General features: G+C 62.0%; 13 protein-coding genes and 2 riboswitches. Of the genes, 6 read left to right on the plus strand and 7 right to left on the minus strand.

Features of this window, described 5'->3' with window-relative positions:
- Window positions 1–33: 33 nt before the first annotated feature.
- Together cobN and cobW are read right to left on the minus strand one after the other, a co-directional pair.
- Window positions 34–3,882, minus strand: coding sequence for a cobaltochelatase subunit CobN (gene cobN / locus M0814_RS00790; RefSeq protein WP_103485158.1), 3,849 nt, complete (start codon window positions 3,880–3,882; stop codon window positions 34–36).
- Window positions 3,883–3,885: 3 nt separating this feature from the next.
- Entirely contained in the window at window positions 3,886–4,956 is a 1,071-nt protein-coding gene (cobW, locus tag M0814_RS00795; protein WP_103485159.1) for a cobalamin biosynthesis protein CobW, read from the minus strand.
- 97 nt (window positions 4,957–5,053) lie between these two features.
- A riboswitch (cobalamin riboswitch) is annotated at window positions 5,054–5,267 on the minus strand.
- 1,017 nt (window positions 5,268–6,284) lie between these two features.
- A riboswitch (cobalamin riboswitch) is annotated at window positions 6,285–6,506 on the plus strand.
- A 121-nt stretch (window positions 6,507–6,627) separates the two neighbouring features.
- Between cobW and M0814_RS00800 the strand changes: the two genes are divergently transcribed.
- From M0814_RS00800 to cobM, 4 genes are all read left to right on the plus strand, one after another.
- Window positions 6,628–6,825 (plus strand): CbtB domain-containing protein, encoded by a 198-nt coding sequence (locus M0814_RS00800; protein WP_003225486.1) that lies wholly within the window; start codon window positions 6,628–6,630, stop codon window positions 6,823–6,825.
- Between the two features lie 11 nt (window positions 6,826–6,836).
- Window positions 6,837–7,535: a CbtA family protein gene (locus tag M0814_RS00805; protein WP_003225489.1), complete on the plus strand. Its 699-nt coding sequence runs from the start codon at window positions 6,837–6,839 to the stop codon at window positions 7,533–7,535.
- Complete coding sequence (locus M0814_RS00810; protein WP_103484756.1) at window positions 7,532–7,945, plus strand: cobalamin biosynthesis protein; 414 nt, start codon at window positions 7,532–7,534, stop codon at window positions 7,943–7,945. The genes M0814_RS00805 and M0814_RS00810 overlap by 4 nt, the downstream gene beginning before the upstream one ends.
- An 81-nt stretch (window positions 7,946–8,026) precedes the next feature.
- Entirely contained in the window at window positions 8,027–8,773 is a 747-nt protein-coding gene (cobM, locus tag M0814_RS00815; protein ID WP_103484757.1) for a precorrin-4 C(11)-methyltransferase, read from the plus strand.
- A 201-nt stretch (window positions 8,774–8,974) separates the two neighbouring features.
- On the opposite strand, the gene nfuA is transcribed toward cobM, so the two are convergent.
- The 3 genes from nfuA to M0814_RS00830 all read right to left on the minus strand — a co-directional run bounded on the left by nfuA (window position 8,975) and on the right by M0814_RS00830 (window position 13,106).
- Window positions 8,975–9,559: a Fe-S biogenesis protein NfuA gene (nfuA, locus tag M0814_RS00820; RefSeq protein WP_003225494.1), complete on the minus strand. Its 585-nt coding sequence runs from the start codon at window positions 9,557–9,559 to the stop codon at window positions 8,975–8,977.
- Window positions 9,560–9,616: 57 nt separating this feature from the next.
- Complete coding sequence (locus M0814_RS00825; RefSeq protein WP_103484758.1) at window positions 9,617–10,642, minus strand: acyltransferase; 1,026 nt, start codon at window positions 10,640–10,642, stop codon at window positions 9,617–9,619.
- 181 nt (window positions 10,643–10,823) lie between these two features.
- On the minus strand, window positions 10,824–13,106 hold the full coding sequence (locus M0814_RS00830) for a fatty acid cis/trans isomerase (RefSeq protein ID WP_103484779.1): 2,283 nt from the start codon (window positions 13,104–13,106) through the stop codon (window positions 10,824–10,826).
- 155 nt (window positions 13,107–13,261) lie between these two features.
- Here M0814_RS00830 and metH point away from each other — a divergent pair, with 155 nt between their 5' ends.
- Complete coding sequence (metH, locus tag M0814_RS00835; protein WP_103484759.1) at window positions 13,262–16,972, plus strand: methionine synthase; 3,711 nt, start codon at window positions 13,262–13,264, stop codon at window positions 16,970–16,972.
- Between the two features lie 47 nt (window positions 16,973–17,019).
- Here metH and M0814_RS00840 read toward each other — a convergent pair whose 3' ends face one another.
- Window positions 17,020–24,075, minus strand: coding sequence for an NEL-type E3 ubiquitin ligase domain-containing protein (locus M0814_RS00840; protein WP_103484760.1), 7,056 nt, complete (start codon window positions 24,073–24,075; stop codon window positions 17,020–17,022).
- A 165-nt stretch (window positions 24,076–24,240) separates the two neighbouring features.
- Between M0814_RS00840 and M0814_RS00845 the strand changes: the two genes are divergently transcribed.
- Entirely contained in the window at window positions 24,241–24,459 is a 219-nt protein-coding gene (locus tag M0814_RS00845; RefSeq protein WP_003225504.1) for a DUF2970 domain-containing protein, read from the plus strand.
- A gap of 6 nt (window positions 24,460–24,465) precedes the next feature.
- Here M0814_RS00845 and M0814_RS00850 read toward each other — a convergent pair whose 3' ends face one another.
- Window positions 24,466–25,539, minus strand: a complete 1,074-nt coding sequence (locus M0814_RS00850; RefSeq protein WP_103484761.1) for an ABC transporter substrate-binding protein — start codon at window positions 25,537–25,539, stop codon at window positions 24,466–24,468.
- Window positions 25,540–25,595: the final 56 nt, after the last annotated feature.

Genomic DNA, 25,595 nt, shown 5'->3' on the forward strand with positions numbered 1-25,595 from the left:
AGCAGGCTCGCTCCCACAGAGTGAGGTGGTGTGTCAGGTGTCTTCTTCTATATCCAGCAGCAGGTTTTCCAACGCGTCTTTATACGCGCCCGGTTCCTGCCACATCCCGCGCTGCTGCGCTTCCAGCATGCGCTCGGTCATGTCGCGCAGCGCATGCGGATTGTGTTCGCGAACAAAATCCCGGGTCGCCGGATCGAGCAAATAAGCGTCGGCCAGCAACGCGTACTGATGATCGTCAATCAGCTGCGTGGTGGCATCAAAGGCGAACAGGTTATCGACCGTCGCCGCCAGCTCGAACGCGCCTTTATAACCGTGGCGTTTGACCCCGTCGATCCATTTTGGATTGGCCGCCCGCGAGCGGATCACCCGGTTCAGTTCTTCTTTCAGGGTGCGGATTTTCGGCAGATCCGGCTGGCTGTGATCGCCGTGATAACTGGCAGCTGCTTCCCCGCGCAGGGTTTCCACCGCCGCGAGCATGCCGCCCTGAAACTGGTAATAGTCGTTGGAGTCGAGCAGGTCATGCTCGCGATTGTCCTGGTTCTGTAGCACCGCCTGCACCTGGCTCAGACGCTGGACGAACTGCTCGCGGGCGGCGGTGCCTTCGTCAGAACCGCCGTAAGCGTAGGCGCCCCAGTTCAGGTAGACCTCGGCCAGATCCTCGCGGGTCTGCCACAGGCGCCCGTCGATCGCGCCTTGCACACCGGCGCCGTAAGCCCCGGGCTTGGCGCCGAAGATCCGCCAGCCGGCCTGGCGCCGCGCCGCATCGGCATCCAGCCCGGATTGCAGCAGCGCTTCACGCTCAGCGCGCACTTTCGCCGCCAGCGGATTGAGGTCATCCGGTTCGTCCAGCGCCGCCACCGCTTGCACGGCCGCGTCGAACAGGCGAATCAGGTTGGCAAAGGCATCGCGGAAGAAGCCCGAGACCCGCAGCGTGACATCGACCCGTGGCCGGTCGAGCAGGCTCAGCGGCAGAATCTCGAAGTCATCGACGCGCTGACTGCCGGTGGCCCACACCGGACGCACGCCCATTAGCGCCATGGCCTGAGCGATGTCGTCACCGCCAGTGCGCATGGTCGCGGTGCCCCACACTGACAGGCCGAGCTGACGCAGGTGATCACCGTGATCCTGCAAGTGGCGCTCAAGAATCAACGTGGCGGACTGGAAACCGATGCGCCACGCGGTGGTGGTCGGCAGGTTGCGCACGTCCACCGAGTAGAAGTTGCGCCCGGTGGGCAACACGTCGAGACGGCCACGGCTGGGTGCGCCGCTTGGGCCGGCGGGGACGAAGCGACCGCCGAGGGCGTCGAGCAGACCACGCATTTCGGCGGGGCCGCAGGCGTCGAGGCGTGGGGCGACGATTTCGCGCAGGTTATCAATGATTGCCCTCACTTCAGCCCAACACGCCCTTTGTGGGAGCGAGCTTGCTCGCGAAAGCGTCGTGTCAGTCGTCATTGATATACCTGACCCACCGCTTTCGCGAGCAAGCTCGCTCCCACAGGGGATTTGTAGTGTTTCGGAGATCAGTTGGGTGGCGAACAGTTCGAGGCGTTCGCGGGTGTCGCCGGCGCTGCGCCAGACTTCGTCGCTGACGTTTTGCAGCTCTATCGGACGTGGGCCGTTCCAGGGATCAGCGAGCGCACAATCCAGCGGATCAAAGCCCAATTCAAACGCCTTGGCCAACGCCCGCAGCAAACTCGACTGCGCGCCCTTGCCGTCGCCACGCGGAATGCGCAGCAAGGCCAGTAGCGTGTCGATGCGCAAACGTCCGGTCGGCGACTCGCCGAAAATGTGCAGGCCATCGCGAATCTGCGATTCCTTCAGGTCACATAAATAGGTGTCCAGACGCGGCAGCCAGATCGCTGCGTCGGCGTCGCTGTCCAGACCGGCGTCGAGTTGCAGTTCGCGGTCGATCTGCGTTTCGCGCACCAGTTGCAGAATGTCGCGCTGCAGCTCGCGGGCGCGACGCGGATCGAGCAGTTGCGCCTCGTAATATTCGTCGGCCAGCAGCTCCAGATTGCGCAACGGGCCGTAGGTTTCGGCACGGGTCAGCGGCGGCATCAGGTGGTCGATGATCACCGCTTGCGTGCGCCGTTTGGCCTGGGCACCCTCGCCCGGGTCATTGACGATAAACGGATAGATGTTCGGCAGCGGCCCGAGCAGCGCGTCCGGCCAGCAGTTCTCCGAAAGCCCCACGCCCTTGCCCGGCAGCCATTCGAGGTTGCCGTGCTTGCCGACGTGAATCACCGCGTGGGCACCGTAGGTGTTGCGCAGCCAGAAATAGAACGCCAGATAGCCGTGGGGCGGCACCAGATCCGGGTCGTGATACACCGCGCTCGGATCGACCTGATAACCGCGCGCCGGTTGAATGCCGACGAAGGTCAGGCCAAAACGCAGACCGGCGATCATCATCCGTCCGTCACGGCACATCGGATCGTTTTGCGGCGCGCCCCAGCGTTCGAGCACTGCCGCGCGATTGGCTTCCGGCAGCGCGTTGAACATCGCCAGATAGGCGTCCATCGCCAGGCTTTGCTGGCACGGACGCAGGTCGATGCTGTCGAGATCGTTGCTGACGCCGCCGAGCAATTGCTGGATCAACGCGGTGCCGCTGTCCGGCAACTCAGCCGTCAACGGGAAGCCTTCCGCCTGCAACGCGCGCAGGATATTCAATGCCGCCGCCGGCGTGTCCAGACCGACGCCATTGCCGATCCGACCATCGCGGGTCGGGTAGTTGGCGAGGATCAGCGCGATGCGTTTTTCCGCGTTCGGCAGCCGCGCCAGATCGCTCCAGCGCCGGGCCAGTTCGGCGACAAAATCCATGCGCTCGGCTTGCGCCCGGTAGCAGACCACGTCGGACTGACTGCGCTCACTGCGCCAGGCCAGATCCTTGAAGCTGATCGGCCGGCTGATGATGCGTCCATCAAGTTCCGGCAAGGCGATGTGCATCGCCAGATCCCGTGGCCCGAGGCCCTGCTCGCTGTCGCGCCAGCCCGGTTCGTTGTCCTGAGCGCAGATCGCCTGAATCACCGGAATATTGCGCCGGAACGGCCGCAGATGCGGGGCTTCCGGGCTGGATTGCGCGAAGCCGGTGGTGTTGAGAATCACCGCCGCCTCGACCTCATCCAGCCAGTCCTCGACCACCGACAGGCAGCCTGGCTCTTTCAGGCTGGCGACGGCAATCGGCAACGGATTAAGCCCCGCCGCCTGCAAGCGCTGGCAGAACACATCGATGAACGCGGTGTTGGCCGCTTGCAAATGCGAGCGATAAAACAACACCGCCGTCACCGGGCGACCCGGCTGCCAATCGGCTTGCCAGTCGCTCAGTGCGGCGGTGTTTTTCTGTGGGTGGTAAATCGCCGTACGCGGCAGCGCTTGCGGCTCGCCCCAGGCGTAATCCCGCGCCAGCCAGCGGTTGGCCAGACAACGAAAGAAATCCAGCGCATTGCCCATGCCGCCCTGGCGCAGGAACTGCCAGAGGCGGTCGCGATCTTCGGCGGGCACGGTGCTCAGATCGCTGAGTTCCGGGTCGGGACGATCATCACCGGGCACCAGAATCACCTGCACGCCGCGCTCGGACAACTCCACCAGACGCTCGACACCGTAACGCCAATAGGCGATGCCGCCGTGCAGCGAAATCAGGATGACCTTGGCGTGACGCAACACCTCATCGACATACAGATCGACCGAGGCGTGATTCTGCACCTGCATCGGATTGGCCAGGCGCAGGCTCGGGTAATCCTCAGGCAGTTGCTGCGCCGCTTCGGCGAGCAGCGCCAGACTGGAATCGCCGCTGCACAGGATCACCAGCTCGGCGGGGGTTTGTCCAACGTCGGCAATGTTGTCATCCGACACGAAACCGCCGGGCTGGGTCCTGAGCAGGTGCATGGCTTAAACGCTGAGCGCGGCGCGCAGTTGCGCTTCGAGTTGCGCAGCGTCGAGTTCCTGACCGATCAGCACCAGACGGGTGACGCGCGCTTCGTCAGCGCCCCACTGGCGGTCGAAGTGCTTGTCGAAACGCGTGCCTACGCCTTGAATCAACAGGCGCATCGGCTTGTTCGGAATCGCCGCGAAGCCCTTCACGCGCAGGATGCCGTGCTTGACCACCAGTTGCGTCAGCGCGTCGAGCAGCAGGCTTTCGTCGGCTTGCGGCAGTTCGATCGAGATCGAATCGAAGGCGTCGTGATCGTGGTCATCGTGATCGTCATCACCGTCGTGGTGGTGGTCGTGATGGCTGTGGCGGCTGTCGATGTGCTCTTCAGAGCCGGCGCCGAGGCCGATCAGCACGTCCAGCGGCAGGCGACCGTTGCTGGCTTCGATGATTTTTACTGCGGGCGGCAGTTCTTCGGCGACTTCAGCGCGAACGCGAGCCAGATCTTCCGCGCTGGTCTGGTCGGCCTTGTTCAGGATCACCAGATCGGCGCTGGCCAGTTGGTCGGCGAACAGCTCATGAAGTGGCGATTCGTGATCGAGGTTCGGATCGAGTTTGCGCTGGGCATCGACCTGATCCGGGAACGCGGCGAAAGTGCCAGCGGCCACGGCCGGGCTGTCGACCACGGTGATCACCGCATCCACGGTGCAGGCACTGCGGATTTCCGGCCACTGGAAGGCCTGCACCAGTGGTTTTGGCAGGGCCAGACCGGACGTCTCGATCAGGATGTGGTCGAGGTCGCCGCGACGCGCAACCAGTTCGCGCATCACCGGGAAAAACTCTTCCTGCACCGTGCAGCACAGGCAGCCGTTGGCCAGTTCGTAGACGCGGCCGGTGGCTTCTTCTTCGGTGCAGCCGATGGTGCATTGCTTGAGGATTTCACCGTCGATGCCCAGTTCGCCGAACTCGTTGACGATCACGGCGATGCGACGGCCCTGAGCGTTGTCGAGCATGTGCCGCAGCAAGGTGGTTTTGCCCGAGCCGAGAAAACCGGTGACGATGGTGACGGGGAGTTTGGCCAGTGTTTTCATCGGATGCCCTTTGGCAAGGTGGCGGGCATACGGGACGAGATCCGCTGCGAACGTGCGCGCGGAAGAATTCGCCACCGGATCACCCCGCCCGGTTGTAGTGAGAAATCTGTCACGAGGCAGGTCTCCTGGCTGACGGTGTTCAGGCCTTGGGCCCGGCATTCGCTGCGCCTTCCCGCGGGCTCTGTGGATTGAGCTGGCAGTGGCGTGGCAACGAACTTCACCGTTCACAGTTGCGGGGGCAGCCGCGGCTTTGACCGCGTTCCCTTCTTAGCTTCGGCGTGGGCCGAAGAACCTCGAAAGCGCAAGGCTACGCATCGGGTGGTGACCGGTCAATGGTTGGTGGATTTTAGGATTGGGGGCATATCCGTTGCTGCGGTGACGGCCTCTTAGAGTTTCGCCCTGACGGCGGTCACTTTTTCCAAACGCCGGGTTTGGGGTTTTGGGTTTGGGGGCATATCCGTTCCTTCGGGTGTTGCCGCTGGCGGTTTCGCTCTTACAGCGAGTCACCTTTTCCAGACGCCGAAAAGGTAACCCAAAAGGCTTTGCCCCGGCGTACGGCACTTCGCTGAGGCTCAGTGTTCCCTCGCTACGGTGTCCATCCGGGGGCATCGCCTCCGGTTTGCTTCGCTGCACCTCCTCTCGATGTATGCGGCTTCGCCGCATGGCGCTGCGCGCCTACCCCCCGGATGGACACCTTCGCTCGGCCTGCCGAAGGGGCTGAAGATCAACAGCCACATCAAAAGCCAAAGCCAAAGCCAAAGCAGATCAAAAGATCACAGCCTTCGGCAGTTCCTACATGGGACTGGGTACATTCATTAAGAAATTGATCGGCTGACAGGCCGCCTTCGCGAGCAAGCCCGCTCCCACAGTTGGGCCGGGTGCATCCGCAAGAAATTGGTCGGCTGTCAGGCCGCCATCGCCAGCAGGCTGGCTCCTACAGTTCAGAGAGCGTGCCCCGCATGCGGCGCAGCCGCCCCACTCAACACAATGAGCGTTAGCTCGAGTAAAGCTTTTGATCTGAGGGCCCGTCGGCAGGCTGAGTGGAGGGGTTTATCCGGGGGTGGGAGCGCAGCGACCGTTTGGCGCAGCCAAACACAGCGAGAGGAGGTGCAGCGAAGCAAACCGTAGGCGCTGCCCCCCGGATGAATCCCGGAGCGAAGGAACCCGAGCCTAAGCGAGGGCCGAACGTCAGGGCACAGACCTTTTGGTTACTTTTGGGGCGTTTGCCAAAAGTGACCCGCCGTAAGGGCGGAACCCTAAGTGGCCGTTACCGCAGCAACGGATATACCCACCCCACTCAATTGACTCAAATCCCCAACCCATGCTCTCCTACACAACTTGTTACGGGTGCCCTTCACAGGGTGAAACGGGAAACCGGTGAATCATGTGCTTTACTCAAAGCCATGTCAGTCCGGTGCTGCCCCCGCAACGGTAAGCGAGCGAAGCGTCGAATCCACTGTGCCGTACGGCATGGGAAGGTGATGCTTGCAGGTCGGCCTGACGCCAACCCCTCGTGAGCCCGGAGACCGGCCCGCAACACACAGTGCGCATTTTGCGTCGCTGAACATAACAAACCCGCGGTGGGCGGGCGCTGTTCGAACCTCTGCGTGCCCGACTCGCAGGGGTTTTCATGCGCTCTATCGACCCGCTGACACTCCAGAGGGAAGCGCCATGTCAATCATCAGCAGCACCGGCAGCAACACCGACAAAATCTCCAGCACCGCCACGTTGAGCCAACGCCTGACCGCCGCCATTTTCGCGTCGATCCTGGGTGCCAGCCTCGTGTACTTCGCCGGCTTCTCGCACATCGAAGCGGTGCACAACGCCGCTCACGATACCCGCCACAGCGCCGCGTTCCCGTGCCACTGAGACCTGTCGACATGATCAAGCGTATTGCGCAAACCGCAGGCTTCACCGGTCTGCTGGCCGCCCTGCTGCTGACCCTGCTGCAAAGCTTCTGGGTCTCGCCACTGATTCTGCAGGCCGAAACCTTCGAGAAATCCGAACCGGTGGCCGTTCACGAACACGCCGCCGGCACAGCCGCACACACTCACGACGCCGAAGCCTGGGAGCCGGAAAACGGCTGGCAGCGTGTGGTCTCGACCACCGGCGGCAATCTGGTGGTGGCGGTCGGTTTCGCCCTGATGCTCGCGGGTCTATACACCCTGCGCGCACCGACCAAAACCTCGCAGGGCCTGCTCTGGGGCCTCGCCGGTTACGCGACCTTCGTCCTCGCGCCGACTCTGGGCCTGCCGCCTGAACTGCCAGGCACCGCTGCGGCCGATCTGGCTTCGCGGCAAACGTGGTGGATCGGCACCGCCGCCTCCACCGCTGTCGGCCTGGCCCTGATCGTGTTCAGCCGTCACTGGCTGATGAAACTGCTGGGCGTGGCGATCCTGGCCGTACCGCACGTGATTGGCGCACCGCAACCGGAAGTGCACTCGATGCTCGCCCCGGAAGCACTGGAAGCCCAGTTCAAAATCGCTTCGCAGTTGACCAACGTGGCGTTCTGGCTGGCCCTGGGCCTGATCAGCGCCTGGTTGTTCCGCCGCAAAAGCGCTGGTCAATACCACGCATGACCGATGACCGCGCAGCGCCGACCTTCGTGGTCGGCCTGGGCTGCCAGCGCGGCTGCCCGGCCAGTACGCTGCGCGCGTTACTCGATCAGGCATTACAGGCGCATCGCATCGAACTCGAAGCGGTCAAGGCGTTGGCCAGCATCGATTTGAAGCGCGATGAGCCCGGTTTGCAGGAGCTGGCCACGCAACTGGCCTTGCCGCTGTTGTATTTCAGTAGCGACGAATTGGCCAGTTACCAGCAGCGGCTAAGCCATCATTCACAGATCGCCTACGAGCGCACCGGTTGCTATGGCGTCGCGGAAAGTGCCGCGCTGGCCCTCGCCGAGCAGTTGATCCAGGCTCCGGCAAAACTGCTGATTTCCCGGCAGAAATACGCTCAGGCGACACTGGCATTGGCCGGCGCTGCGTAAAATCCCGATAATCCCCCTGTTTGATCATGAGCAATCTTCATCTGAAGCGTTGCCCTGCCCCGTTTTTCACAGGATTTCTTCATGACCGTCTACTTCATCGGCGCCGGCCCCGGCGACCCGGAATTGATCACTGTCAAAGGCCAGCGGCTGATCCGCAGTTGCCCGGTGATCATCTACGCAGGTTCGCTGGTTCCGGCCGCCGTGCTGGAGGGGCATCAGGCCGAAACCGTGGTCAACAGCGCCGAATTGCATCTGGAGCAGATCATTGAATTGATCAAATCCGCCCATGCCAAGGGCCAGGATGTGGCGCGGGTGCATTCGGGTGATCCAAGCCTGTATGGCGCGATTGGCGAGCAGATTCGTTATTTGCGCGAGTTGCAGATTCCGTTCGAGATCATTCCCGGCGTGACGGCTACGGCTGCTTGCGCAGCTTTGCTAGGCGCGGAACTGACGCTGCCGGACGTTTCGCAGAGCGTGATTCTGACTCGTTACGCCGATAAGACTGCGATGCCGGCGGGTGAGGAACTGAGCAGTCTGGCGCAGCATGGCGCGACCATGGCGATTCACTTGGGGGTCAATCATCTGCAGAAGATCATTGGCGAACTGCTGCCACATTACGGCGCGGATTGCCCGATTGCGGTGATTCACCGGGCGACTTGGCCGGATCAGGATTGGGTGGTGGGGACGCTGGAGGATATTGCCGCGAAGGTGGAGGCCAAGGGGTTTCGGCGTACGGCGTTGATTCTGGTTGGACGGGTGTTGGGGAGTGAGGTGTTTGGCGAGTCGTCGCTTTATCGCGCGGGGCATGCGCACCTCTACAGGCCCTGAATCATATGGGATTGGGTGCCAACCTGTGGCGAGGGGATTTATCCCCGATGAACTGCGCAGCAGTTCCTTTTCGGGGGCTGCTCCGCAACCCATCGGGGATAAATCCCCTCGCCACACAATAAGCAGGCACTCATTAATCAAGTGCATAAAAAAACGGCGCTCACGGGGCGCCGTTTTTCATGTTCGCAGTGAACACCTTACTCAGTAGTAGGCGTTTTCTTTCTGCGTGTGGTCGGTCACGTCGCGAACACCTTTGAGCTCTGGAATACGCTCGAGCAAGGTGCGTTCGATGCCTTCCTTCAGGGTCACGTCGGCCTGGCCGCAGCCTTGGCAGCCGCCGCCGAACTGCAGCACGGCGATGCCGTCCTCAACCACATCGATCAGGCTGACCTGACCGCCGTGGCTGGCCAGCCCCGGGTTGATTTCGGTTTGCAGGTAGTAGTTGATGCGCTCGTTGACCGGGCTGTCGGCGTTGACCATCGGTACTTTGGCGTTTGGCGCTTTGATGGTCAGCTGGCCGCCCATGCGGTCGGTGGCGTAATCGACGACGGCATCGTCGAGGAACGCTTCGCTGAACGAGTCGATGTAAGCGGTGAAGCTTTTCAGCCCCAGCGCGGTATCTTCAGGTTTTTCTTCGCCCGGCTTGCAGTAGGCAATGCAGGTTTCGGCGTACTGGGTGCCAGGCTGGGTGATGAAGACGCGGATGCCGATGCCCGGGGTGTTCTGCTTGGAGAGCAGATCGGCCAGGTAATCGTGGGCGGCGTCGGTAATGGTAATAGCGGTCATGGAAACTCCTCGCAGGCTTGGGCGCAGTTTACGCCAATCATCGCGCGGCACAAAGTCCTAGTATTTTTGTCGGGAAAGCTCGGCAGCTGATTGACCGACGGGTTCGCGATCAATCCGCGCTTTAAGCCACTGATAGCTGCGTTTTTCCACCCATTCGTAACTCAACCATGAGCCCACACCGATGGCCAGAGCACAGATAACGAACATCAGATACGGGTTGATCCCGTAGCGCCGCGCAATAAAACCACCCGCCGACAGCACCAGTACGTGCATCAGGTACACCGAATAGGAACAGTCACCGAGCCATTTCATCACCCGGCTGCGCTCGACGTAGCGTTCCAGTGCGATACAGGACATCACCAGCACCGCGCTCGGCACGCCCCAATTCAACAACCTTGGCGCCGGCGCCAGGTGATAGACCGCCCACGACGCAGCGCCAATCGCCACCAGCGGCAGCCACAGCCCCGCGCCGATCCAGCCCCGGCGATACAGCACGCCAATGCCGATCCCCAGCAAAAACTCGTAAACGATGTCCGAACGGTAGAACTCATTGAGCCAGCCGAACGCCTGGCACGCCGAAAACAGCAACGCGGCGACCACCAGCAAGCGCAGCTGCCAGCGGAACACCAGCGCGCATGCAAACAACACATAAAAGAACATTTCGTAGTTGAGCGTCCAGCCGACATTCAGCGTCGGATAAATCCCGTAGCCGCCGGGGTTTTGCGCAGGAATGAATAACAACGACGCGAGGAAATGCGCCCAATCCACCGTCTGATCCGGCAACATCGGCCGGGCGAACACCACCAGCAACGCCATCAGCAGCGTGTACAGCCAATACGCCGGGACAATGCGAAACAGCCGATAGAGCAGAAACCGCGCCGGGGGCAACGCTTTGCCTTCGGTAGACAGGAAGATCACCAGCCCGCTGATGACGAAGAAGATATCGACGCCGACTGCGCCTTTGTCGATGAAGAACTGCCCGACCGGGCCGCGCGCCTTGAAATCGAAGAAAATCTGCATGAAGTGGTGGCAGACCACGGTCCACGCGGCAAGCGCCCGCAGGGCCTGCACTGAAATCAACATCGGCCGCTCCCGATCACAATTGCAAAAACACCACTTCACCCTGTGGGAGCGAGCCTGCTCGCGAAAGCGACGGCACGTTCAATGTATTCGGTGCCTGTCACTCCGTCTTCGCGAGCGGGCTCGCTCCCACAGGGGAATTGTGTGTTACCTGTAGCTATGACAGTCGGCCTGTATTAAACGATCAAAGATTCTCGTAGCGGTTCATGTCCAGCACGCCCTCTTCCACCGGATCGGTTTCGTGGAGGTATTGGCTCAGATCGTGGAAATAGAACCAGAACTGCGGATGACTGCGACGAATCCCCCAGCGTTCGACGATTTTCTCGAAGCGCTCGGCATCCTTGGCGGTTTCCATGGCATCGACAAACTCCGGTACTTGCTCGGCCGGAATGTTGAAGATGAAGTTCGGATAGCTGCTGAGCACGCCCGGATAGAGGGTCAAGGTGTCCAGCCCCGGTTGATAGCGCAGCGATTCCCCCAGCAGGAACGCCACGTTACTGTGCGCGCGATTGCGCAGCAGGCTGTACATCTCGCGTTTCCCGCTGCGGGTTTCGATGCGCAGCATGGTCGCTTCCGGCAACTGGTCGATGACCTTCAAACCGGCGGCCGGACGTGACGTCAGGCGACTCAGCGCCTGCTCGGCATTTTGCAGGGCCGGGTCGATATTCGGCCGCGAGCAGTAGGCGCCGTCACAGCGATTGATCGGATCGGGCCGCGCATTCAGATCGCCGTAACGCGCCAGCAACTGCATGGCGAAGTCGTATTTCGGGTCCTTCGGATCGAGTTTCAGCGCGGTCGGCTTGTCGTCATCGATGGCTTCGTAGTCGAGCCACATCTTGAACTGGCCGCTGCTCTGATACCAATCGTCGAGGTAGTCCTCGCGGGAATCGGCCGGCATCAGGCGCAGGAAATTCTGTTCGGCGCCGTTGCGGATCAGGTCGAAATACAGGCGGGTCTGCGCCTGATGGGAAACGTTGCCGAACACATCGAAGTTGACCGCCAACTGGTAATAGGTGCGCTCCAGCAGCGGATAGTCGAACAGCCACATCGTCTGTGGCACTTCGCCGATCAGGCCTTTGGTCACCGAGGCGCTGTCGAAGTGACGGAAAATGCTCAGCAGCGCGTTGTCGTTGCCGGCCCACAGCGTCGACCAGCTCGGCGCCGGTAAATCGGCGTAGCTGTCGCGACGCAGCGCTTCGTACTTGTTTCGTTTGTCGCGGTAGTTGTGCCACAGACTCAGGACGCTGCCGACGTCATCGTTCTGACCTGGCATCGCCAGCAGCGGCGTGGCCTGACCGCGGTAGACCGGGTCGGTGATGTACAGGTCGTGTTCCGGCGCCTGGAACAGCGCCCAGAAGTTGTCGCGGATCACGTCCGTCGCAATCTGCCCACGGCACACCGGCCCACGAATGAAGGTGCGTACGAAGTATTCGGCGTTATCGAGCATGAACTGGTAGCGCGCCTGCGCCGGAATCGCCTCAAAGGTCGCAAACGGGTTGGCCCGACTCTGCGGGCCGTAACCCGGCAACGCACTGACCTGCCAGTTGCCGCTGTAGAACAGGCTCTTGACCCGCGCCATCTTCGCCGCGCTCAGCGGATAGGTGATGTGGGTCTTGTGCACGATCACCCCTTGCACCGGCCACAAACGGTAGTAAACCTGAGTGCCCGGGTCGTCATTCGGGCGACGGGTGGCGATCAGGTCGATCGGCTGGCCAGTCGGCGTGCGCGAACGCACCCACTGGAAATAGTGCCCAGGCTCACCGTCCTTGAAATAGAGGTGCGCGAGGAACCAGTGTTCGAACAACCAACGCCCAACCAGGCTTTCCCGCGCCCCCGGCTGGTTGAGCAGGTTTTCCCACTGGACGATTTGCAGCGCTTCTTTGGCGCTCGGCGCCAGACCTTGCTCGTCGATCGGCGCACCGGATGCCAGCCAGCGTTGCAGGGTCTGGTATTGCTGATCGGTCAGGCCGGTCACCGCCAGCGGCATGCCTTCTTTCGGGTGGGCGCCGGCATAGCCTTCAAACTCGGCGGGCATCGCACACATGTTTTCCCGTTGCAGGCCGAGGACGATGTCTTCCGGCAGTTTGGCGTTGGGCGTCAGCGGGGTTTTGTGACCCAGTTCCAGCATCCGCGCCATCAATGCGGCCTGACTGCCTTGGGCATCAAGTACCGAATAAAAGCCTTTCTGCTGCCAGGCACGTTTGCCGAAGGCGTCGTAGAACAATCGAGTGGTCGGCGCGGCTTGAGTACGCTCGCCATCGTAGACCGGCATCTTGCTCGCGCCCCGCCCTGCACCTTCGCCGCTGCCCAGATTGAGCTGGCAGGCAGAGTCGTAGCAGGCATGGCAGGCCACGCATTTCTCGGTGAAGATTGGCTGAATATCTCGGGTATAAGAGATCGCGGGCTCTTGCGCAACGGCGCCGCAGCTTAAGAACAGCATGAAAATGCTGATGACGCGGTACGACATGCCCATGATCCCGATCGTGAAAAAAACGCCGCGATTCTACAGTATGACGCCCGTACCAACATGAGCGATATTCATGCAAAACCACCACACGCTCCAAAACCACACAGGTTTGTTATGATCCCGGCCCTTCGTCATGGTCTTTTCGAGTAGTCCCAATGTCCGATCGCAGCGTCCGCCTTCAAGCTCTCAAGCAAGCCCTCAAAGAGCGCATCCTGATTCTCGACGGCGGCATGGGCACGATGATCCAGAGCTACAAGCTCGAAGAACAGGATTATCGCGGCAAACGCTTCGCTGACTGGCCGAGTGACGTCAAGGGCAACAACGATCTGTTGGTGATCACCCGTCCGGACGTGATCGGCGGCATCGAAAAGGCTTATCTGGATGCCGGCGCCGACATTCTGGAAACCAACACCTTCAACGCCACGCGCATTTCCATGGCCGACTACGGCATGGAAGAGCTGGCGTACGAATTAAACGTAGAAGGCGCACGACTGGCGCGCAAGGTGGCCGACGCCAAGACCGCCGAGAACCCGGACAAGCCGCGCTTCGTCGCCGGCGTGCTCGGCCCTACCAGCCGCACCTGCTCGCTGTCGCCTGACGTGAACAACCCCGGCTACCGCAACGTCACCTTTGATGAACTGGTGGAGAACTACACCGAGGCCACCAAGGGCCTGATCGAGGGCGGCGTCGACCTGATCCTGATCGAAACCATCTTCGACACCCTCAACGCCAAAGCCGCGATCTTCGCTGTGCAAGGCGTGTTCGAAGAGCTGCACATCGAACTGCCGATCATGATTTCCGGGACCATCACCGATGCGTCCGGCCGCACCCTGTCCGGCCAGACCACCGAAGCGTTCTGGAACTCCGTGGCCCACGCCAAGCCAATTTCGGTCGGCCTCAACTGCGCCCTCGGCGCCAGTGAACTGCGTCCGTACCTGGAAGAGCTGTCGAACAAGGCCAGCACCCACGTTTCCGCGCACCCGAACGCCGGTCTGCCGAACGAATTCGGCGAGTACGACGAGTTGCCGGTGGACACCGCCAAGGTCATCGAAGAATTCGCCCAGAGCGGTTTCCTCAACATCGTCGGCGGTTGCTGCGGCACCACGCCGGGCCACATCGAAGCCATCGCCAAGGCCGTGGCCGGTTACGCACCGCGGCAGATTCCGGACATCCCCAAGGCCTGCCGCCTCTCGGGCCTGGAGCCGTTCACCATCGATCGCAGTTCGTTGTTCGTCAACGTCGGCGAGCGCACCAACATCACCGGTTCCGCCAAGTTCGCCCGTCTGATCCGTGAAGACAACTACACCGAAGCCCTGGAAGTCGCCCTGCAGCAGGTCGAGGCCGGCGCCCAGGTGATCGACATCAACATGGACGAAGGCATGCTCGATTCGAAGAAGGCCATGGTGACCTTCCTCAATCTGATCGCCGGTGAACCGGACATCTCGCGCGTCCCAATCATGATCGACTCCTCGAAATGGGAAGTGATCGAAGCCGGCCTCAAGTGCATTCAGGGCAAGGGCATCGTCAACTCGATCAGCATGAAAGAAGGCGTCGAGCAGTTCATCCACCACGCCAAACTGTGCAAGCGCTACGGCGCTGCAGTGGTGGTGATGGCGTTCGACGAAGCCGGCCAGGCCGACACCGAAGCGCGCAAGAAAGAAATCTGCAAACGCTCCTACGACATTCTGGTCAACGAAGTCGGCTTCCCGCCGGAAGACATCATCTTCGACCCGAACATCTTCGCCGTGGCCACCGGCATCGAAGAACACAACAACTACGCTGTGGACTTCATCAACGCCTGTGCCTACATCCGCGACGAGCTGCCATATGCGCTGAGTTCCGGCGGCGTGTCCAACGTGTCGTTCTCGTTCCGTGGCAACAACCCGGTGCGCGAGGCGATCCACTCGGTGTTCCTGCTGTACGCGATCCGCGCCGGCCTGACCATGGGTATCGTCAACGCCGGTCAGCTGGAGATCTACGATCAGATCCCGCAGGAGCTGCGTGACGCTGTCGAAGACGTGATCCTCAACCGCACGCCGGAAGGCACCGACGCCCTCCTCGCCATCGCCGACAAGTACAAGGGCGACGGCAGCGTCAAGGAAGCCGAGACCGAAGAGTGGCGCAGCTGGGACGTCAACAAGCGTCTGGAGCATGCGCTGGTCAAGGGCATCACCACCCATATCGTCGAAGACACCGAAGAGTCGCGCCAGTCGTTCGCCCGCCCGATCGAAGTGATCGAAGGCCCGCTGATGTCCGGCATGAACATCGTCGGCGACCTGTTCGGCGCCGGCAAAATGTTCCTGCCGCAGGTGGTGAAATCCGCACGCGTGATGAAACAGGCCGTAGCGCATCTGATCCCGTTCATCGAACTGGAAAAAGGCGACAAGCCGGAAGCCAAGGGCAAGATCCTGATGGCCACGGTCAAAGGCGACGTACACGATATCGGCAAGAACATCGTCGGCGTGGTACTGGGCTGTAACGGCTATGACATCGTCGACCTCGGAGTAATGGTCCCGGCGGAAAAGATCCTCCAGGTCGCCAAGGAAGAAAAGTGCGACATCATCGGCCTGTCCGGCCTGATCACCCCGTCGCTGGACGAGATGGTCCACGTGGCCCGCGAGATGCAGCGTCAGGATTTCCATCTGCCGCTGATGATCGGTGGCGCGACCACCTCCAAGGCGCACACCGCGGTGAAGATCGAGCCGAAGTACAGCAACGACGCGGTGGTCTACGTCACCGACGCCTCGCGTGCGGTTGGTGTGGCGACGCAGTTGCTGTCCAAGGAACTCAAGGCCGGTTTCGTCGAGAAAACCCGCCTGGAATACGTCGATGTGCGTGAGCGCACCGCCAACCGCAGCGCCCGTACCGAGCGTCTGAGCTACGCGGCGGCGATTGCCAAGAAGCCGCAGTTCGACTGGGCCAACTACTCGCCGGTCAAACCGACTTTCACCGGCACCCGGGTGCTGGACAACATCGACCTCAATGTTCTGGCCGAGTACATCGACTGGACGCCGTTCTTCATCTCTTGGGACCTGGCCGGCAAATTCCCGCGCATCCTCGAAGACGAAGTGGTCGGTGAAGCGGCCACCGCGCTGTACAAGGATGCGCGGGAAATGCTCACCAAGCTGATCGACGAGAAGCTGATCAGCGCCCGTGCGGTATTCGGTTTCTGGCCGGCCAATCAGGTGCATGACGACGACATCGAACTGTACGGCGATGACGGCAAGCCAATGGCACGCCTGCATCACCTGCGTCAGCAGATCATCAAGACCGACGGCAAGCCGAACTTCTCGCTGGCCGACTTCGTCGCCCCGAAAGACAGCGAAGTGACCGACTACGTCGGTGGTTTCATCACCACCGCCGGCATCGGCGCCGAAGAAGTCGCCAAGGCCTATCAGGACGCTGGCGACGACTACAACTCGATCATGGTCAAGGCACTGGCCGACCGTCTGGCCGAGGCCTGCGCCGAATGGCTGCACCAGCAAGTGCGCAAAGAGCACTGGGGTTACGCCAAGGACGAAGTGCTGGACAACGACGCGCTGATCAAAGAGCAGTACTCCGGTATCCGTCCGGCACCGGGTTATCCGGCCTGCCCGGATCACACCGAGAAGGCCACGCTGTTCACCCTGCTCGACCCCGAGGCCAGCGAAATGCGTGCCGGGCGCAGCGGCGTGTTCCTCACCGAACACTACGCGATGTTCCCGGCAGCCGCGGTCAGCGGCTGGTACTTCGCCCATCCGCAGGCGCAATATTTCGCCGTGGGCAAGGTCGACAAGGACCAGGTGCAGAGCTACACCTCGCGCAAAGGTCAGGAACTGAGCGTGACCGAGCGCTGGCTGGCGCCCAACCTCGGTTACGACGAGTGATCGGCCGGTCAATCCCCGGGGTGCCGGGGATTGACCGTCACCACGCTTTACGCGCCTGACAACGACCTGGACGAGCCGGGCCTCGGTGCGGAGGCAGACGATTCGATCTGTTCGATCTCCTGTCGCGATAACTCGATAAGCCTGGCATTGCGCTCGGCCGCCTGGTCGAACAGCCTGTTCAGATACAGTGGATCGTCGACACTTAGCCCTTCATCTTCGCCCTCCTCCTGCCATTGCGCTTCATCGAGCTTGCTGAATGCTTCAGGCTGCTGCTCGCGCAGGTAGTCGAGCCAGTAGTCGCGCTGAATCAGGTCCTCCAGAAACCGCTCGGAGCGTTCGGCGTTGAGTATCTCGGCCCGGGCGTTGACCAGTTGCTGCGGGGTAACGCCGGACGCGAACGTCATGTTTTTCGGTTGTCCCGGCAATTCCAGCCCGTCGTCCCAGCCCCCGGTCAGCCCGATGCGATAGCCCAGGCGCACCTCCGCTTCGTCAAAACCGCTGCTCGCCGCCGCGCTGCGCGCCAGCTCATCGACTTTGTCCAGGCGAAACAGCTGGCGTGACAACGCCAACAAGGCCTGCCCCCTGATACCCGGACGACCGGCCGGCAAATCGAGCAAGGCGTTATAGGTGAACACTTTGCTCTCCAGGCCGCTGAAGGTGAGGATCCGTCCGTCAACGCAGGTGCCATGGGTGGTGGAACCGGCGAAGATGACCTCGCGCAGTTGCGTATTGCTGGCAGCGGCCTCCATGACCGTCCACACCCTCCGGGTCAGATCGGCATTGGCGATCCTGAATTCGCGGGTGTCCTGCAGACGTTCGAGCAAATGAAAGAACGCCGCGCTGTCCGGCTCGGCCGCCAACTGGTCCCACAACTGGCCGCGAGTGACCATCTGTTCGGGTGCCAGATTGGCCAGCCACGGGGCCTTCTGCTGGACATCCGCCGGTTCCGGCGGCAGGGTCTCGTCGGACTCGAAACTGTCGGTGGTTTCGCTCAGCCCGCCGGTGGCATCATCGACCATTTCCTCCAGCTCCGTAACCGAAAAACCCAGGACCTGCTGGTAGCCGGTGCGCGTCTGATACGCCCGGATCTGCTCCAGCGTCTGTGGCGAGAGGTTGTAGTTGTCGGTCAGGTCGGTGCCGCCGATCAGGTCATCATGGTCTCCCTCGAGCGCTGACTCAGGAATCGTGGTGATGTCGTTACGACTCAGTACCAGCCTTCGCAGGTATTGCGCGTCGAGCGTACCGGCCGGCCATTCGGTCAGGTTGTTGCTGGCAAGATCAAGGCTCTCCAGGCGAGGCAGGAAACTGACGTCAAACGCCTCGAAATTGTTGTAGCTCACATCCAGCCAGCGCAGATGTTCAAGACCGGACAACGCCTCGTACAGCGGCCCCGCGTCGTCGAACCCATTGCTGGAAAGCTCCAGCCATTCCAGCGCACTCATGTGCCGGACCGCTTCCGGCAACGTTGTCAGCTCATTGCCATTGAGCACCAGATTGCGTACTTGGTTAAACGCCGCAAGGAAATCGTTGGAACCCTCGGCCGTGAGCATCACACCTGTCAGGTTCAGGCGCTCGACGTGGGCAAAGTCCTGCGGGAGCCGGGGCAGATCGCCCAGTTGCAGCCCGTTGAGATGCAGCACAACCTCCGCCTGAGCCTGCGCGCCGGGCAATCGTGCCCGCCAGCAGGTGAGGATGCGCCAGGCCGCCAGGTTGCGGGTCTGCGACGAGATGGACCAGTCGGCTCCGCGGAAATTCCGGGTGTAGAGCCAGCCATTGAGGGTGCGCACCAGGGTATCGTAAGTCTCGCTCCAGCCGGCGATGCGTGCGCTGATCTGCGTATCCGCAAGCCCGCTGCCGCGCAACTCTTCGATGGCCTGCAAGGCCTGCTCATCGGTCAGGGCCGGTTGTATCCGTTGCAGGCTTTCGATCATCCAGGCCTGCCCTTCACTGACAGACGCCTGAGCCAGCGGCAGCAGATGGCGGCTGATCGACAAACCATCCTCGGCCGGGGGAAAGACGTCAGGCACCGGCTCGTTGGCAAACGCCGCCAATGCGCCCTCCGGCAAACCGACTTCCAGTTCGATGCGGTGCTGCGCTGCTCGCAGCGCCTCGGACGCTTGCGCCGTCAACGGTGCACCGGTCAGATTGGTATGGATCAACGCATGACTTTCGAGCAGGGTCGGCGGCAGCGCGGCGATCTGACTGTTGCGCAGATCGACCCAGGATAACTGCGGCAAATCCTCGGCGCCCGTCGGCCAGTTTTGTATCCTCGTGTCGCGCAGACTCAGGGCCTTCAGGCGCCCCAACCGACCGACGTTCAAGTCGGTCAGTGGGTTGTCGTGCAGGTCCAGGTATTCGAGGGCGGGCAAGGCCTCCAGTGTTTTTTGCACCTGCAAGGTGTCGCTCAACCGGTTTGCGGAGAAATCCAGCCGCGACAGCCTGGCCAGCCGCTCCGGCTGCAATGGCAACGCCTCCAGCGAGTTGTCACTCAGGTCGAGAGTCTTGAGCTCGTCGAACGCGCTGACGAAGCTGCGCATCTGCGCCGCGCCCACACGCTGGCCCTGCAACAGCAAGCTGCGCACATGGCTGAATGCCTCGGCAGGCAACGGCGGTAGATCGCTGAGCATCAGCCCCGACAAATCCAGGGTCGAGGCGGAAACCGTCGAGCCATAGCGTTTGAACAGACCTTTGCGCCAACTGGTCCGGATGACATGGGCCGCATTGGAACGGCCGATGATTTCCTTGAGTGATTCCTGCGATACCAACACTTGCTGTTGCCAGTCATTGAGGCCGCGATCCAGCGTTGCGTATTGCTCGCTCAAGGCGTCGATGGCGCTGACACGCTGCGGTTCGTCCGGCCAGCGTTCAAAGAAACGGTTGAACACCTGCTCCGGCGACGTGCTCGTACCCTCGCCCAAACGACGCAGTTCACCTTTGCAGTAATCCCTGACCATCGCCTCTCGATCAATGAGGTGTTCGGGATGGCTTTTCACGTATTCGTACGCAACCTTGAAGTTTTCCCGGGAAAACCTCGACCAGTCGAGGGACAGTCCCGACCAGAGTTTCTCGTGCCCTTCAAGCAACTCCGCTGGCAACGTGCTGATGCCCGTGTCGCTGAGATTCAGGCGCTCCAGATTGGGCAACTGCAGGGTGCCGGCGGGCCACTCGAGCAAGCCGTGTGTATTGATTTCCAATCGGCGCAAATTACGCAGCGCGCTGAAGTCAAAAGCAATCGCCTGATAGCTGGACGCACACACCGTCAGTGCCTGCAACTGGGTCAGTTGGCTCAACCGCACCGGCATGTCGGCGGCGAACGGCATCGCGCTGTAGAGGGTCAATTCTCGCAGTTCAGGCATTGCGCTCAAGGCAGCCGGTACGTTGCTGAACGTTTCGCTGGTGGCATTGATGCGCAGACTTCTGACCTGCGTGAAGGTGGCGAGCAGCGCATCGGCATTGCCATCGGTGATGCACCGCCCGCGAATACTCAAGTCACGGACGTGGGAGAAATCTGCGGTTAATGCGGGCAATTGCTCGTCGCAGGCCAGGTCGAGTCGCCCGGCCCCCGACTGGATGTCCGCCAGGGGGGCGTTGCGCCAGCTCTGCTTGAGATTGCGCACGACACTGGACTTTCCGCCCATGATTGCCGGCGCGTCCATCAGCGCTTCCGTGCCCTCCCATTGGTCAAGCGTTGACTCAAGCTCAGTCCATTCACGCGTGCGCCGTTGCAACAGCTCATAAATCTGCGCATCGCTCTTGCCCAGCGACAACTGTTTGAGGATAAAAGCGCCGGCCTGTTGATCGGTCAGCGCCGGATAGAGGTCCTGCACCCGGCTCACCAGCAGCGGATTGACGCCCAGTCCGCGACCGCTGGCGTAATAGCCCGGCCCATGCCGAGGCACGCGCACCGGCGCTTTGAACACTTTGCTGGCGCCTTGGCGTTTGGCCGCCAGCCGTACCAGTTCGCTGCGGTGCTGCATGACATGCTCGATCACCGCTCGACGCAGGTCGAGGCTGGCGGAGACATCGGCAAACCCCAGTGACTGGCGGGATTGATCAGGCAATGCATGCATGATCGAAGCGAAGAAATTGTCGCCGTGACGCGGCACGCTGTTGAGGGGTTCGCCGCGCTCGTCGAACGCCTGATAGACCGACCCGCGCTTGATCAGGTATTTGGTCTGCCCGGCGCTTTCGCTGCCAATGCTGTCGAGCAACGGCCCCTGGAAACTGCCCTCACGCACCTCCAGCCGCACATCATCGCGCCAGCCGCGCAGCCTTTGCAGCGCGCGCAGGGCCAGCCACTGGCGTTCGCCGGCGGCCATGTTTTCCATGTGCAAACCCGCCACCGCGTGATCGAAGCGGCGCTGGCGCGCGTACTCGCGTGACTCCTCCAGCAGCCGCAACGGCACGCGTTTGCCGGTTCGCAGGCGGCCCAGTTCTTCGGCGTTGGCGTTGAGCAACACCCGGACCGCGGCAGAGCTGCCCAGGCCGGGGGTCGCGGCTTGTAGCCTGGCGATGCGCGGATCCTGCAGTTGCGGCTCGGCATACAGCTGTTCGAACATCGCCGGCTGGCGGCTTTTCAAGTGCTCGGCCAACTGTTTTCGCAACTCGGTCGGGCGCGATTCGACGACGCGGGCGGGCTCCCTTCCGAGCATCCACTGGATCTCCGGCTCGTCCAGCGCCGCCAGGATCCGCGCAGGCAACTGCCCTTCAAGCACATCGGCACGCGACACGCGGATCGGTGCCTTGAGACGTTCACCCGGCAGCAGCGACGCGCCATACCGCACATGTGCCCCGCTCAGCCCGGGTCCGTCGAAAACCTCGAGCACCCGTCCGCTCGGCCAGCGCGGCATCTCGCCCAGCAATGGCAGCGTCAGCAGATACTGTTCGTCGAGTGGCAAGCCTTGCTCAACCTGATCGATGATCCGCCCTGTGGCCTGATCGGCTGCGTACAGGCGCAACGTGTCGGCCAGTGCCAGCGGCGCAGGCTGGTGCTCCAGGTGTGTCTGGCGCAGCGCGTCGTCGCTGACGCCGCTGACATCGGCAATCTCCAGCAACTGCTGGTCGGAAAAGGCCTCGGTCGAGTGTCCGAGACGCCTGAGCATCGTCAGTCGATCCCAGGTCAGCGGGCGCTCCAGCGTATGTCGCCACGCGCCGAGGCGGTTGTGCTGCAGGATCGGTCGATAGGCGGTCGTATCGCTCGGGTGCAGAATGCGCCACTTCTGCAGGCTTTCGTCGTACTGCGTGCGGTACACCTTGCCCTCCCGGCGAATCCAGGTTTCGCCGTTCAGGCGATACAGGCCCTGCGCATCGGGGCCGGTTGCCGCGTCCAGACTGACCGGGCTCTCATAGGGCGTCAGGTCGGGCTGCCACAGACGGGTCTTGCCGTCGGGACATTCGACCGGTTCTAGCGCCTCGATCAGCGGCTCGGGCTTGACTGCATTCAATTTGCCGAAGGCTTTGCCCACGCCGCCCATCACCCCGATCAGCGCGAGGTTCTGCGCCACATCGACCAGGTGCGCCTTGGCGGCCTGACGATCACCTTCGGACCACTCGACCACGCCTTCAAGCGATTCGTAGAGCAGTTGCCCGGCCATCACCGTCATCATCACCTCGCCCAGCACCGGCACGAACATCGACACCATGTTCAGGGCGAACATGCCCAGCTCCAGCAGATGGTTGAGCTTTCGCGCACGGGCCTTGGCATCCGCATCGGCGGTCGGCACCGCATGCGCCCGAGCATCGGCGATGAATCGGGCGCGATGCTGTTCGTACAGGTAAGCCCACAGATCGCTGTTTTCCGCCCAGAGCCCGGCCGAGCCCTGGTGCGTGACATCCACCGGATTGAGGTAAGGATCCTCCTGCGGCTCGCGTTGGCCCTGACGCTCGGGCGGCAGTTCCTTGATCCGCGCGATAACAGAAAACGGCGGGATCAACTGCGCGACTTTCACCCACACCGAATGCAGCGGATCCACGGGTGTGGTCGCGGCCGGGCGGGTGAACTGGCTGAAATAGTATGGGCGATCGGCATACGCCACGAACTGGCTGAAAAACCGCTGGTAGGCAGTTGCATCGCCTGGCGCCGCCGCCGGATCCCGCGCCGTGAACCGGCGTTTGAGCATAGCGTTCAACTGCGTGAAGTTGCAGCGTTTGAGCGGCTGCTCCGGATCGTGGGGGATGTAGACAATGAAATCATCGGTGTAGCGATAGCGCTCACAGATGCTGAACACCACGCAGCCGGTCATCCGCCGTTTCATCAGGCCCAGGTCGCGGAACCACACCGGTTTGTTGCGTAATTGCGGACGCATTTCGCCGGCGACCACCGACAGGAGCATGCGGTAGTCGTCGGCCTCGATGTCCTTTTTCAGCAGGGCCAGTTCGGCTGCGGCGCGCAAGGCGCCTTTCTGGCTGTCGATGAACTGTTCGCGCAGTGCCTGCGTATCGTTGAAAAAGCTGTTCACCCGGGTCTGGTACAGCGCTCCGATGTCCAGCGAGCGGCACAGCGCCAGAAACTCACGCACCGTGATGCCGGGAGTGACCACCTGGAATGTGCCGGCAGTCGCGGTCTCGACGACGAACCCCGAGGCGCGATGATAGGCCCCCTCCTCGCACTCCCAGGCCTCGAAGTTGTGCAACGCTGCCTGCAGCAGCGACAGCTTGAGAACCTCGAAAGTGGAGACTTCCACTTCGAGCACGCCGAGTTCCAGCGGACGCCGCAGGCACAGCAATGTCTTGTTGACGTCGACCTCGACGTTGAATTGCGCCTTGAGCGCCTTGACCAGCAGCGCCTGGGCAAAAGCCTCGATGCCCTCCAGGCCCGCCATGGTCTGGTCCAGTCGGGTCTGGGCGCGAAACCCGGCCGTGACCTGCTCGGTCAAGCCCTGCTGCTGTGCAGCGGACAACGCCTGATGCCAGGCCGGCATCCGCGTGGGGGCTTGTTTCAAGGCCGCACGCCGGGCCGGTGTGGCGTCGACCAGCCAGTCGGGAATCGTCTGTTCCAGCAACGGACCATGCAGGCTTGGGCCGGTTCGAGTCGGCGCACTTGCACCGGGCAGATTGCGCGGGGCGCGTGTTTCGACGGGCAACGTCGGGAGTTGAGTGGACATCCTGTCTCTCCTGAAAAGTGAGACGTCAGGACACCATTTCCCCGCAGCCGGTGTGCGGTACATAGTTATCGCATCGACACCCGTTTGTTACCGGACACTTCGCCGACGCAGCACAAACCGGCGCATTGACTATGCTGTCGGAACAGCCTTTGAGACGGGGGATTTATGGACGATCCAGTCGACAACAAGCCACCGAGCTTCTGGCAGATGCTGCACAGCGTCATGGCCGCGGCGTTCGGCGTGCAGAGCGGGAAAAACCGGGCACGTGACTTCACTCATGGCAAACCCAGCCATTTCGTGCTGCTGGGTATCCTGTTTACCGCGATGTTTGCCTTGACGCTGTTTGCCATCGTCAAGCTGGTGCTGCACTTTGCCGGGGTGTGACAGGGTTCAGTGCATCAGGGTCTGCAGGTTGAACGGGTAGCGATAGGACGCGGGGCGCCCCTTGGCGGACAGTTTGCGAAAACTCACACCGTAATCCGGCGAGGCGCCCATGGCCAGTATTTGCCGAGCCTGACGCTTGTCGATCAGTTGCAGCAGCGGCAATTGACGGTCACGCCCGCCATGAATATCCAGATCGACGCCCTGCTCATAGTCGTGCAACTCCACCAGCGCCCAGCCACCGAGGGTGAAGTGTCCGCCCACCAGCGCGCTCAAGCGTCCATCGACCACTGCGCGCAACGCCTCGGGCGAGGTATTGACCGCACTGAACAGCACATCCTTGCCCGCCACCTTGCCCACTTCGGCGAACGCGCGCATTGCGCCGAACGCCATTTCGTCATTGGCCGACCACACCAGCGATACGTTCGGATAACGGCCGACCAGTTGCCGTGCCTGTTCGTAGGCGCGCTGCTGTGTCCACTCGCCGTAGACCAGTTGCCGCAGCCGCACCTGGGGATGTTCGGCGAGGGCGCGCTGCATGCCCCGTTCGCGCAATTGCGCCGACGGGGTGATCTTCAGGCCGGAGAATGCCAGCACCTCGATCGACGCACCCCGTGCCACAGGCGGATGCAGGCGAATCAGCTCCTTCATCATCAGGTAGCCGCCCTCCTCGTCATTGGGCACCAGGCTGCCGATGCGATCAGGCCGCTCCCCGACCAGCGCCTGCTGATCGGCGGTCAGCACCGCGTTGACCATGAACAGCTTGACCCCGCTGCCTTCGGCCAGCCGCAGGATCTGGGGCGCAATGTACTGTTCGTTGACGAACATCAAATAGTCGGGCCGGTTCGGCCCCTGCAGGGCGACTCGCGCCTGAGCCACGGTGAGTTCGGGCTGGCGCTGGGAATAAAGAATCTGCAAGTCGACGCCCAGGTCCCGGGCCGCCGCCTGCATGAATTGCGAATAGCTGACCCAGAACGCTTCCTGAGTGGTACCCGGATTGAGGAACAGCACCGACTCAGCCCGGGCCGCGGGTCCGAAAACCGCACCGAGCAGCAGGAGACTGAGGTGGAAAAACTTCAACATGAATGATTCGGGCCCGGGGAAAAATGGCCGCGCATTATAGCCCCCGAATCAGCGGC

Origin of the sequence: Pseudomonas sp. MWU12-2020 (assembly GCF_023100605.1) — a bacterium.
Taxonomy (GTDB): Bacteria; Pseudomonadota; Gammaproteobacteria; order Pseudomonadales; family Pseudomonadaceae; genus Aquipseudomonas; species Aquipseudomonas fluorescens_H.